The organism is Methylobacterium adhaesivum (assembly GCF_022179065.1).
Taxonomy (GTDB): domain Bacteria; phylum Pseudomonadota; class Alphaproteobacteria; order Rhizobiales; family Beijerinckiaceae; genus Methylobacterium; species Methylobacterium adhaesivum.
The window spans coordinates 55,360-67,547 of record NZ_BPQD01000001.1; the positions used below are offsets into that span (position 1 = coordinate 55,360).

Below are 12,188 nucleotides of genomic sequence, written 5' to 3' on the forward strand. Positions count from 1 at the left end.
CCCGGTCGCGACGCCTCGGACTTGCGCCGCGAAGCAGGGATAGGAGGCGTGTTTCAGGCCGAAAGATGACGTCCGATTTCATCGTGCCGCCGCCGCCGGACCCCACTCAGAGGGCGGCTTCGATGACGGGAGAATGACGTCCGCCGGCCCGGCCGCGCACATGTGCGTGACGAACCGGACCAGGCCCTCCCGGGACCGCCTCCCTCAGAAATCCGCATGGAGGCGGGTGCCGAAGAAATGGGCCGGGCCGCGGTCGCGGTTGTAGGCGGGGTTCGCGACGAACTGGTAATCGGCCGTGAGCACCAGGGCCTTGCCGAGGCTGAGGGCGTAATAGGCTTCCACGGCGCGCTCGGGCGCGTAGCTCAGGCGCCCGTCGCCGATGAGGAGGCCCAGCCCGCCATTGGCGAAGAAGGCACGGTGGGAGGGCGAGAGCCCGTTCATCGAGGTGCCGAGACCGACGGTGTCGGCGGTCCGGCCCCAGGCCGTGCCCTTCAGGGAGACGCCACCGGAAAAGCTCCGGTCGATGTCCGTGAACGACATGCTTTCGTTGCGCCCGTCGGCGGCGCTGGCGCGGGCGAACACGCCGAGATCGGCCGTCACCGCCTGTTCGAGGTTGACGTAGACGCCGCTCTTGCGCCGGGGCCGCCGGCTCGCCGCCACGGCGTCGTTGATGTCGTCGAACACCCCCGCCTGGGTCAGACCCACCACGTCGCGGTAATTGGCGCTGTTGCCGACGTTGGAGAAGGCGCCCACGCGCAGCTTGCCCGGCTGGTCGAGGACGGGCAGGACGTGGCGCTCCTCGAACTCCACCGTGAAGCCGCCGCGCTCGAACACCCTGGGATCGAGGACGTCGCTGGAGGGCTCCTTCGGCACCTGGGTGTAGGCGGCGCGCACCGCGAATTCTGGCCGGTTGTACTCGACGACGATGCCTTGGGTGTAGCCCGGCAGGTTGGCGGGGAAGTCCCAGGCGGCCGACGCCCACAGGCCCCAGTTCGCGAAATCCACCCGCGGGTCGTGGGCGTACTTATTGCCGTCGAAGAAGTCGCCCATGGCGAACTTGCCGGCGATGACGGTGATGCGTTCGACATCGTAGGTCGTGGCGACCTGGTTCGGCCCATCGGGCAGGGTCTCGGTCTCGCCGCCGAGACCGAAGGTCTGCTTCACGAAGTAGCGGGCCGAGCGCAGCTTCGGGAACGGGGCGCCGGCCTTCTGCGCCTCACCGTTGACGAAGCCCGCGACCCCGAGGGTGCGGCTGAGGCCGAATCCTTGAGAGAATTCCGGGTTGTAGTAGAGTTCGGTGCTGTCGGTGAGCTTCAGCCCGAGGAACAGGGTCGCGGTCGTCGTCGCCTGCGCCTGATGCGGTACGAGGCTGTTCGCGCCGCTATAGGGCGCGCGGAAGCCCGCCACCGCCTGATTGAAGAACGTGGTCTGGCCGTGGAGCGAGAACCGCTCCGCGAGCGCCCCGTCGGGCGCAGCGTCGTCGGCGTCGGCGGGCAGCCGCAGGCCGCCGGGATGCCAGATCAGGCGCGCCATCACCTCGTTGGCGATGAAGCTCGCCCGCGTCGAGACGGGTCCGCCCGCCGCCCCCGGCACCGTGCCGAGATCGAACCGGCCGCTGTCACCCAGATCGTTGTAGCGGTAGTCGATCCCGAGGCTGATCTGTTCGTTGACGGCGAACTGCACGCCCGCCCCGAGGGTGAAGCCGAGATAGGTCCGGCTGCGGCGCGCCGTATCGACGGCGCCCGTGGCGGCATCGGGATAGGCGGCGAGGAACCGGGCCTCGGCCCCGGCGAGGCCGAAGGTGGCGTAGACGAGGGTGCGCTCGAAGGCGACGCCGAGGCGCCCCCGCACCGCCCCGAACGCGTCGGCCTTGACCCGGACGAGGCTGAAGGCCGGATCGACGGTCTCCGTGCCGAAGCCCGGCACCGTAGAGGCCACGGGCCGCTTCAGGTTGCTCCCGAAGACGTCGGCCTCCACGCCCGCGAGCCACGGCCCGGTCTGCCAGTTGTAGCCGGCGAAGGCGCCGCCGACTGCGGTGGTGGCCTCGCGGCCCCGGTCCGAGCGGCCCGTCGCGTCGCCCGTCCGAAACGCCGGCACCGAACGGCCGCCGACGGTGGTGGGGCCGAAGCCGAAGGTGCCGAACGAGGCGCCGGCGCTGCCCTCGAGGCCGAGATAACCGCCGCTCCAGTCGATGACGGTGGGGGCCGGGACGATCCGCGCGGCGGGATCGGCGGCGCGGGCCCCCGGGGCGTGAACGACGCCGAGCCCGAGCCCGGCGAACAGCGCGGCGGTCTCCGGGAGCCTGCGGTACGAACGGAGGAACAGGGACATCGAACGTGTCTCGGGCAGACTGGATCGCGTGGTGGAGCGCCTCATGGGAGCATCGACGTCTCCCGAAAGCCGGAGGCCCCCTTTCGGGAGGATGCTCTAGCCCCGGTCGATGACCCGCGCATGTCGGCCGAGCCCGGTCGGATACCACCGTGAGGCGATTCGCTCCCCTCTATCGGCGGGAACCCCGGAGCGACAAAGACTTTAATCCCGCCCCGCGCCCGACCGGATGCGGACGCCGCCGGGCTGTTGCCCGGGGGCCACGCCCATGGCGGGAAGTCCGCCCACGCCGGGGCGCCGTACCCTGCGCCTGTTCATCCGGGGCGTTGTCGCGCATGGGAGCGTGTCGGTGACGGATGGGGCACGCAAATGAGACGGATCACGGGCTTTGGTGCCACCGCGCTGAGCGCCCTGGCCCTGCTGGGGGTCGGCCTCACCACCCCGCAGGCCGGCTCCTCGGCGCAGCCGGGCCAGACCGTGGGCCTGCCGGCCGGCGTGCCGTTCGCGGTGGGCCTCTACTTCGTCGACACGTCGAGCTTCGGAGTCCGCAGCACCGAGCCGCGCGGCACGGAGCTCAACATCAACTTGCCGAGCTTCATCTGGGCGACGCCCTGGACCGTGGCCGGGGGCCGCCTGCAGTTCGTCGTGCTCCAGCCCATCGCGGCCTCGAGCACGCGGGGCGCCGCCTACCAGAGCGGCTTCGGCCAGACCCTGCTCGCCGGCCAGGTCGCCTGGACGCTGAGCGAGCACATCCACGCGAGCTACCTGCTCGGCGCCTACCTGCCGAGCGACACCCGGATCGTGATCCAGAACGCCGTGCTGCATCAGCGCTTCGCCGTGACCTACAACGGCGACGGCCTCAACCTCACGGCGCACGCCCTCTACGGCACCGTGCTGGAGACGGTCTCGCCCCTCGGCACCGCCTATTATCCCGACTTCCTCAACCTCGATCTCACGGCGACGAAGAAGTTCGGCAAATGGGAGATCGGCCCCGTGGCCTTCGGCTCCACCGACCTGCCGACGCGCAATCCCGCCTACCGCCGCCAGGGCCAGATCGCGGTCGGGGGCCTCGTCGGCTACGATTTCGGGCCGGTGAACCTTCAAGCCTACGTCACCCGTGACGTCGCCGAGCGCAACTACGACGGCCGCGACACCCGCGGCTGGCTGCGCGCCATCGTGCCGATCTACAAGGATGCCGAGGCGCCCGCCCTGCGGCCGGTCTTTGGCCGCTGACGCAGGCGCCCCGCTGCGCGTCGCACATCCCGTCGATCCCTTCGGATCGACGGATGCGGACGTCGCTCAGGCGCCCTTATCGACGGCCGGAACGGCGAGGGGCGGCGTCTGCTGGTGCTGCACCACGCGCCATTCCTCGTGCGAGAGCCGCCGGTAGGTCGAGGTGCAATGCGCCTCGTAGGTCTCGTCGTCACGGCGGGCCTTAACCCCGTACGCGATGACGATGAGGCCCTCCTGCGGCCGGGCGATCCGCCCGTCCGAGATCGTCACGTCGGTCCACCGGGGCGTGTTCGCCACGGCCGCGATGGCCTCGGCGCCACCCAGCACGAAGGGCGGATGCGGCAGCACCATGAGGCACTCGTCGTCCACCAGCTCACGGTAATGCTCGGCGTCGCCGACCCACAGGCTCTTCTCGAACCCCCAGACGCGCTCGTCGTCCACGGCCATGTCCTCCCGGCTGAATCTCAGACGGGAGAAGCCGGTGGGACAACGGTTCGTTCCGCCCGCGACGTTGCCGCAGGCGCTTCGAAAGACGGCATTGCTGGATATACGTGAGCGACCGGTCCGCCGCGTGGCGCGGCTTCGTCCCAGGTCGTATCAGCCTTGGTGAAACACCGGCAAAGTGTTGGCGCGCCCGAAAGGATTCGAACCTCTGACCCTCAGATTCGTAGTCTGATGCTCTATCCAGCTGAGCTACGGGCGCCGGTCCATCGCCGTGTGCGGCGTGGACTTAAAGAAGATTTCCACCGCAGCGAACAGCGACCGAGGTGGTTTGAAATGGCGCGCCCGAAAGGATTCGAACCTCTGACCCTCAGATTCGTAGTCTGATGCTCTATCCAGCTGAGCTACGGGCGCGTGCCGGGCCGGCATGTCCCGTGGGGGACGTGCCGGCCGCGAGCCGGTGTCTAAAAGGTCCGTTTCCGACTGGCAACCCCTCCGCCCCAAGTTTTGCGGGCAAAGTGGTGCGGGCCGGACGGCGGCCGTCAGGGGAAGGCCAGGGCCGGGGCGGGCTGGACACAGGCGCGGCCGGCGAGGACCGGGCGGGGCGCGAGGACGATCTCCTGGCGCTCGCGGGCGATGAAGCTCTTGGGCATCGCGGCCTGCATCTCGGCCTCGATCCGGCGCAGGGTGTCGTCGGTGTGGCAGGGATGCAGGTGGGTGATCGCCAGGGTGCCGACGCCGGCGGCCTGGGCGAGCTCCATGCCCTTCTGCCAGGTCGAGTGGCCCCAGCCCCGACAGACCGGATACTCACCCTCGGTGAACATGCCGTCGTAGACCATGAGATCGGCGCCGCGGACGAACTCGAGGAGTGCCGGATCGGGCCAGGGGTCGGAATGCTCGATGTCGCTGATCACGCACAGGCGCCGGCCGGCATGGTCGAAACGGTAGCCCACGGACCCCTGCGGGTGGTTGAGCAGGATGGTGTCGACCTTTACCCCGTCGGCGAACGTGAGGGTCTCGCCGGCCCGGAAGCCGTGGTGGACGAGGCTGCAGGGCAGCACGTCGAGGCTGACGGGAAACAGCGGCGGCGAGAACAGGCGGTCGAGGGCGGCCTCGGCGCTCTGGCCGTCGAGGTTGCCGCACCAGGTGTTGATGGTGCGCTTGGGGTCGAGCACCACGGGTTTGAAGAACGGCAGGCCCGACGTGTGGTCGAGGTGGAGGTGGCTGAACAGGAGGTCGATGTCCTGCGGCAGATGATCCTGGGACCGGCAATCCTGTGCCTGCCTGTCCCGGTGGTGCCGGCCGCAGGCGTTGAGGCCCGAGCCCGCATCGAGGAGGAACAATCGCGGGCCGCAGCGGATTTCCATGCACGGCGTGCTGCCGCCGAACTCGACGTAATCCGATCCGCAGACCGGAGTGGAGCCACGCACGCCCCAGAAGCGGAGGGTGAGGGCATCTGGCGACCGGATCGGCAGTGTCATCGTTCGCTCAACCAATCGCCCCGGCTCCCTCGGAGCCCGGCGCCTCTCGCCGCGCGCGTCCGTTATCGCGCACGCCGGCGATCAAGAGTGTGGCAGGATTTTTCTTGAACGAGTCTGAGGTAGTCAGCCCCTCCGGCCACTGATGTGCGGCCCCGCACATGGTCTGAGCGTGGGGGTCTCGGCTCAACGGCGGGCGAGGCGGCCGGATTCGGGTGCCGGAATAGGTCCCTCGAGGGGGAATTCGAAGGGCGCGGTGCCGTCGAGGCCGGCGCGCACGAGGCGCGGCAGGCTGTCGGCATACGTGGTGAGCAGGGGTGGAAAACGCGTCTCGGCGGGCCGCATCAGCCCGGCCGAACGGGCGAAGGCCAGGCGCAGTTCGGGGCCGAGCCAGCGCGACCACACCGCCTCGGCGACGACGACGGGCCGGGGCCGCGCCGGGATCACCACCACTTCCTGGCCGGCATAGGCCAGGGCCTCGGGCCGGCTGACCTCGCCGAGCGATCCGCCCTTGGCGGCGAAGGCCGCCCAGAACGCGTGCTGGCCGCCATCGGAATAGGTGGTGCGCACGGCGGCACTCCCCTGTTCGACGGCTTGCGCCACCTTGGCCTCCTCCTCGGCGAGATGCGCGGCGATGCGGGCCTCGCGGGCGGGATCCTTGTCGGGGGCGAAGGTGTAGCGGCCGGCGACGACGCTCACCACGGGCTCCTCGCCCAGCGCCTCGAACCGGTCGGACCCCGCCTTGAGCTGGCGCCAGAAGTCGATGTTGGGGTCGGCGCGGTGGCGGGCCATGTTTTGGGCCGTCATCCGGAACGGGTAGGACTGGAACTGGAACGCCGCCTGCCCCCCCGCGAAGGCCTCGCGGGCGATGGCGTAGATCTCCCCCACCACGGCGTCCGTCATGGCGAAGCACCCCATGGACGAGCACACGCCGTGGACCATCACGGCCGAACCGGTGGAGCCGTGGGCGCGGTCGTAGGCGTTGGGGTAGCCGACGTCGAAGGAGAGGTAGTAGCTCGAATTCGGGTTCATCTGCCGCTTCGGCACCGTGTAGAACCCCTCCGGGGTCTGGCGGTCGCCGGTCTTGCGCTTCGGCCCGAGCTGGCCCGACCAGCGGCAGATCGGAAACGTCTTCACATGGACGAAGCGGCCGGACGCGGCCCGCTTCCACACCTCGATCTCGCTCTCCTTCTTGTAGGCGCGAAACAGTACGGGCGCGGCGGCCGTGGTGCCCTTGGCCTGCATCAGCGCGAGGGTGGCGGAAGGAATGGGTGCGAGTGCCTTGCCGACCTCGGCGCGGCCGGGCACGCAAAGGCCGCCCGCGAGAAGCGTGGCCAGGAGGATGGGGCGAAGGGACGAGACCATGCACGGCCTGGGCTGGGCACCCCGCCCGGCGCGGATGCCGTGCGATGCGAATCCCATGGGTATCGCATCCCATTGGGGCCGCAATAGGGGCCGCGCTCAGCCCCGCGCTTTTCCCAGGGGTGCCGGTTGTCCCGGCCAGGTCGGCGGGCGGCAACCGACCGCGTCGCATCGCCCCGAAGCCCGGCACACCCTACCCCGCCACCACCGAATTCCGCTCCACCCGCAGAACCGCATCGAACGGCGCGGCGTCGTCGAAAGCCCCGGCATCCGGCAGGCACACGATCAGGCCGCGCCCGGCCCGCGCCGCGCGCAGGGCCGCCAGACGCGGGCGGATCTCCTCGGGTTTGCGGTCCTCCAGGGCGATGGCCACCACGGCGATGTCGGGCCCGCGCACGAGGCAGCGGGCCAGATCGATGGCGATGCGCTCGCGCGGGCCGATGGCGTTCTCGCCGAGGCTGGCGCCGCCGCCGCCGAGGCCGGGCTCGACGCGGCTGTCGAGGCCGAGGCGGGTGACGGCCGGCTCCAGGCCCTCGTCGGCGAGCACCCGGCGCACGAGGGCGCGCACCCGCGCCTCGGCGCCGGCCTCCTCGCCGTTGATGCGGCCGAACAGGAGGTTCTCCTCCAGGCTCGCGGCGGCCGTGAGGGTGGCCGGATCGTAGAACTCGACGCTGTCGCGCAGGGACGGCGGCAGCATGCGGGCGAAGGCATGGCGGGCGGCAACGAGGCGGTCCTCGAAGGCCGCGTCGACGAGGCCGAGGCGGTGGCGGGTCTCGCTGTAGCGCAAAGCCAGGCCGATGAGGCGCTTGCGGTCGCGCTGCCCCGCCGGCCCACGCCGCCAGGCCTTGGCCTCCGGCATACGCGCCACGAGGTCCTCGAAGTAGCCGCGCTCGGAGGCCGGGAACAGCGAGAAGGCGTCGAACAGGGGGTGGTCGTCGGGCAGATCCGAAAAGATCTCGCCGAGGCTACGGGCCACCTGCAGGCCGATTTCGGCGAGCGGCCGGGTCAGGCCCTCGGCCTCGAGGACGGCGCGCAGATACGGATGGGCGGCGATGTGCTCCGGGGCGAAGGCCGGCCCCACCGCCTCGCCGAACAGGATGTTCTCGCCCACCGTCGCCTGATGGTTGTAGCGGGCGGGATCGAACGGCTCGACGAGGCGCCCGGCCTTGTCTGTGGCGAGCGCCGCGCGCACGGCGTGGCGGGCGGCCACCACGGCGCGGGCGAGATCCGGCTCGGCGCGGGGGTCGACGGTGCCCTCGAGGCCGCGGGCGTACACGATGGCGTCGAGGCCGGTGACGGCGAGGATCGGCAGGAGGCTGTCGGGCTCGCCCGCCCCGTCCTGCGGGAGGGTCGCGCCGTAGAGGATGTTCTGGCGCAGCGACCCCTCGATCAGGATGGCCTCGGCACCCGCGAACGCGATGCGGCAGGCCCGCTCCTCGGGCTCGAACGCCCGCAGGTCGGTGCCGCCGTAGGTGACGGCCCCGGCGGTGGGTTCGAGCTGGCCGGCGAGCACCGCCGCGAGCGCCCGCGCGCCGCCGCGCTCGGCCAGGATCGCCACGTGGCCGGGCATCGCCAGGGTGAGGTCGACGGCGGCGAGGCGCTCGCCCGTCACCGGGTCGTAGGCGCCGACGCCGTGGGCGCTGAGCGCCCCGGCCTCCGGGAAGGCGGCGGCCCTCGAGGGGCGCGCCGGCCCGCGCCCCTCGAGGGCCGGCAGGGCCCGGGCGAGGCCGTGGAAGACCGGCAGCAGGTCGCGGTGGACGCTGCGCAGGTGCAGGGCGACGGCCAGCGCCACCACCGCCAGGGCGAAGCCGCCGCCGGCGGCCACGAGGGCGCCGGGGGCCACGGGCGCCCCGCCGTCGCCGCGCCAGAGGGCGACGGCGACGACGATGGCCGGCAGGAGGATGCCCAAAGCCACGGACGGCGCGCGGGCAGAGGCCAGGGCGGCCTCCGCCCGCGCCAGGGCGGTGCGGGTCGCCTCGCCCCGGGCGGCGAGGCGGGTGCGCTCGAAGGTGGCCGCCCCGTGCGCCCGCACGGCCGGCATCCGGCGCACGAGGTCGGCGAGCGCCCGCTCGAAGGTGGCGCCCGCGCGCTGGCGCAGGGCCGCGCGGGCCTGCATCCGCCGCTGGATCAGGGTGCGGGCGAGGCCGGCGGCGAGGATTCCCAGCCCCACGGTGGGCACGAGGCGCGGGGCGGCGAGCCAGGCGAGGCCCAGGGCCAGGAGCGTGGTGCCGAACGCCAGGGCGGGCACGAGGAGGCCGAGGCCGAACAGGGTGTCGATGCGGGCGAGGAGGTCGCCCACCGCCTGCGCCAGGGCGCGGGCATCGTCGCGGGCGGCGGGGGGCGCCCGCAGGATCGCCTCGGTGACGCGGGCGTTGAGGCGCCCCACCGTGCGGCTCTGAGCGAGGAAGCACAGGCGGGCGATGCCCCAGCCGAGGGCCGCCGCCGCGAGCGCCGCGCCGGAGAGGAGCGTGAAGGCGAGGCGCACCCGCTCGGCCGCGGGCAGGGGCCAGCCCTCGAGGAGCACGAACGGCTCCGCCCCGGCCGGGTGCCACGGCAGGGTCGCGGCGACTCGCAGGAAGGCGTCGGCGTGGTCGGGGGCGGCGGCCAGCACACCCACGAGGTCGCGCAGGCACAGGAGGGCGAGGAGGGCGAGGGGGCCGCCGAGCCCGAGGGTCAGGACGAGGGCGAGGCCGTGCTCGGTCGGCGCGGATCGCCAGGTGAAGACGATCGGCTCGCGGTCCATCGGCATCCTTCGGTCCCGCCCCGCGCGCCGGGGCTCCGGTCGGGCTTAGTGGATCGGGCCGGGCGGTGAAAGCGCGGGCGCGCACCCGGCGGTCACGGCGCGGGCGGCGCCATCGCGGCGGGGTAGCCCGTGGGCAGGCTGTCGAGGAACCGGTCGGCCCGCGCGACGATGGCCTCCTTGCGGTCCCGGTCCCAGGCCGCGAGGGTGCGGTAGGGCATGGCGAGGCGCGGGTTGCGCGCCAGGGTCGGCCCGTTGCGGATGAGGAAGGCCCAGTACAGGTCGTTGAACGGGCAGGCGCGCGGCCCCTGCTTCACCTTGGGGCTGTAGGCGCAACCCCGGCAGTAATCCGACATCCGGTCGATATAGGCGCCGCCGGCCGCGTAGGGCTTCGAGGCCATCAGCCCGCCATCGGCGAACAGGGCCATGCCGTGGACGTTGGGCAGCTCCACCCACTCGTAGGCGTCGGCATAGACCACGAGGTACCATTCCTCGATCTCCGCCGGGCGGATGCCGGCGAGCAGCGCGAAGTTGCCGGTGATCATGAGCCGGTTGATGTGGTGGGCGTAGGCGTGGCGCTTCGTGTCCGCGATGGCCTGGCGCAGGCAGTTCATCGCGGTCTCGCCGGTCCAGTAGAAGGCCGGCAGCGCCCGCGTCGCGTTCAGCGCGTTGGTGTCGGCGTAACCGGGCATCCGCCGCCAGTAGACCCCGCGGACGAACTCGCGCCAGCCGAGGATCTGGCGCACGAAGCCCTCGATGGCGTTGAGGGGCACGGTGCCGGCCTCGTAGGCGGCCATCGCCCGGTCGACCACTTCGCGGGCGGTGAGGAGTCCGGCGTTGAGGTAGGGCGACAGGGTGGCGTGGTAGAGGAACGGCGCCCCCGCCCGCATGGCGTCCTGGTAGTCGCCGAAGGACGGGAGGCAGTGGACCGCGAAATCCTCCAGGGCCGCGCGGGCGTCGGCGCGGGTAACACCCCAGCCGAAATCGTCGAGGTCGCCGAAATGCGCGGGGAAACGCGCGGCGACGAGGTCGATCACCGCCCGGGTGACGGCGTCGGGGGAGAACCGCAGGCGCTGCGGCGGCGCCCGGTCCGCCGGCCAGGGCTTGCGGTTCTCTGCGTCGAAGTTCCAGCGGCCGCCGGCGGGTTCGCCCCCTTCCATCAGCAGGCCGGTGCGGGCGCGCAGGGTGCGGTAGAACGCCTCCATGCGGTAGTGCGTCCTGGTCCCGGCCCAGGCGGCGAAGTCTTTTCGCGAGCAGTAGAAGCGGGTGTCGGGCCGGATCTCGATGGGAACGTTGAGGGTCGTTCGCCAGCCTTCCATGGCGCCGAGCACCCGCCACTCGCCGGGCTCCGTCACCACGACGGCGTCGGGCAGGTGCCGCCGGGCGGCCCGCTCCAGCTCGCCCGTGAACGAGCCGGTGTTCTCGGGATCGTCGAGGCGCACGTAGTCGACGCGGATCCCCTCCGCCCGCAGGTCTTGCGCGAAGTGGCGCATGGCGGCGAGCACCAGCACGATCTTCTGCTTGTGGTGGGGAACGTAGGTCGCCTCCTCCATCACCTCGACGAGGAGAACCGTATCCTCGGCGGGATCGAGGCCGTCGAGGGTCGGGATCGTGCGGGTCAGCTGGTCCCCGAGGATGAAGCGAAGGGTGGACATGGCGGGTCTCGCGCGGGCGGCCTCCCCTCATAGCGTTCCCGTTCCGTTCGGCACCGCACCGCAAGGTCGCACCCCGGCGCGGCTCCTCACCCATCCAGGGCCTTACCCCGGCATGGTGAGGACGAGGGGGCCGGCGCGGGTGGCCACGACGGTGTGCTCGTACTGGACCGTGGGGGCGCGGGGCCGGCTGTAGAGGGTCCAGGGGTCGTCGCCGTCCTCCGCGAAATCGGCGCCGAGCGACAGGAACGGCTCGACGGTGAACACCAGCCCCTCGGCCATGATCCGGCGCTCGGAGGCGTCGGGCCAGGTGGCGATCTCCTTCGGCTCCTCGTGCAGGGACAGGCCGACGCCGTGGCTCGCGAGGTTGCGCACGAGGGTGTAGCCGTTCTTCTTCGCGAAGGCCCCCACCGCCCGGCCGATGCCGGCGAGCGGCCTGTCGGTGCCGACCTCGCGCAGGCCCGCCCAAAGGGCCCGGCGCCCGTCGCGGCACAGGCGCGCCACGGCCCGCGTCACCGGCGGCACGGCAAACGACGCGCCCGTATCGGCGAAGTAGCCATCCTTCTCGGCCGAGACGTCGATGTTGACGAGATCTCCGGGGCGGATCCGGCGGTCGCCCGGAATCCCGTGGGCGACCTCCTCGTTGACGCTGATGCAGGTGGCGCCGGGGAAATTGTAGGCCAGTTCCGGCGCCGGGCGGGCGCCGGCGGCATCGAGGACGGCACGGCCGACGGCATCGAGGTCACGGGTGGTCATGCCGGGCTCGATGGCCCGGCCCATCGTCTCCAGGGCATCGGCGACGATGCGCCCGATCCGCTTCAAGGCTGCCAGCTCGTCGTCGTTCGACACGGTCATCCGTCCTGCCCCCTGGCGTGGTTCCGTTCGCGAAGCCGGAGACCTCGGATCGGAGCGTTCTGCCATCGGCGAGGCCCCGGGCAAAGCGGGGCGGGCCGC

At 72.0% G+C, this 12,188-nt stretch carries 8 protein-coding genes and 2 tRNA genes; 1 reads left to right on the forward strand and 9 read right to left on the reverse strand.

What is annotated here, in order from left to right:
- Window positions 1-204: 204 nt before the first annotated feature.
- Window positions 205-2,331, reverse strand: a complete 2,127-nt coding sequence (locus tag MFF01_RS00225) for a carbohydrate porin (RefSeq protein ID WP_238221111.1) — start codon at window positions 2,329-2,331, stop codon at window positions 205-207.
- Between the two features lie 366 nt (window positions 2,332-2,697).
- Here MFF01_RS00225 and MFF01_RS00230 point away from each other — a divergent pair, with 366 nt between their 5' ends.
- On the forward strand, window positions 2,698-3,561 hold the full coding sequence (locus tag MFF01_RS00230; protein ID WP_238221112.1) for a transporter: 864 nt from the start codon (window positions 2,698-2,700) through the stop codon (window positions 3,559-3,561).
- Window positions 3,562-3,627: 66 nt separating this feature from the next.
- Here MFF01_RS00230 and MFF01_RS00235 read toward each other — a convergent pair whose 3' ends face one another.
- The 8 genes from MFF01_RS00235 to map all read right to left on the reverse strand — a co-directional run bounded on the left by MFF01_RS00235 (window position 3,628) and on the right by map (window position 12,089).
- Window positions 3,628-4,002, reverse strand: a complete 375-nt coding sequence (locus tag MFF01_RS00235; RefSeq protein ID WP_238221113.1) for a DUF4440 domain-containing protein — start codon at window positions 4,000-4,002, stop codon at window positions 3,628-3,630.
- Window positions 4,003-4,187: 185 nt separating this feature from the next.
- Window positions 4,188-4,264, reverse strand: a tRNA-Arg gene (locus MFF01_RS00240).
- Window positions 4,265-4,339: 75 nt separating this feature from the next.
- Window positions 4,340-4,416 (reverse strand) — tRNA-Arg (locus MFF01_RS00245).
- Between the two features lie 128 nt (window positions 4,417-4,544).
- Complete coding sequence (locus tag MFF01_RS00250) at window positions 4,545-5,483, reverse strand: MBL fold metallo-hydrolase (protein ID WP_238221114.1); 939 nt, start codon at window positions 5,481-5,483, stop codon at window positions 4,545-4,547.
- A gap of 183 nt (window positions 5,484-5,666) precedes the next feature.
- On the reverse strand, window positions 5,667-6,845 hold the full coding sequence (locus MFF01_RS00255; protein ID WP_373319596.1) for a L,D-transpeptidase family protein: 1,179 nt from the start codon (window positions 6,843-6,845) through the stop codon (window positions 5,667-5,669).
- A 190-nt stretch (window positions 6,846-7,035) separates the two neighbouring features.
- Window positions 7,036-9,585 carry an ABC transporter ATP-binding protein gene (locus MFF01_RS00260; RefSeq protein ID WP_238221116.1) on the reverse strand — a complete coding sequence of 850 codons (2,550 nt, stop codon included), beginning with the start codon at window positions 9,583-9,585 and terminating at the stop codon, window positions 7,036-7,038.
- 92 nt (window positions 9,586-9,677) lie between these two features.
- The gene (locus tag MFF01_RS00265; RefSeq protein WP_238221117.1) at window positions 9,678-11,237 is read right to left on the reverse strand and encodes a cryptochrome/photolyase family protein; all 1,560 of its coding nucleotides are present in this window, start codon (window positions 11,235-11,237) and stop codon (window positions 9,678-9,680) included.
- Window positions 11,238-11,339: 102 nt separating this feature from the next.
- On the reverse strand, window positions 11,340-12,089 hold the full coding sequence (gene map / locus MFF01_RS00270) for a type I methionyl aminopeptidase (protein ID WP_238221118.1): 750 nt from the start codon (window positions 12,087-12,089) through the stop codon (window positions 11,340-11,342).
- Window positions 12,090-12,188: the final 99 nt, after the last annotated feature.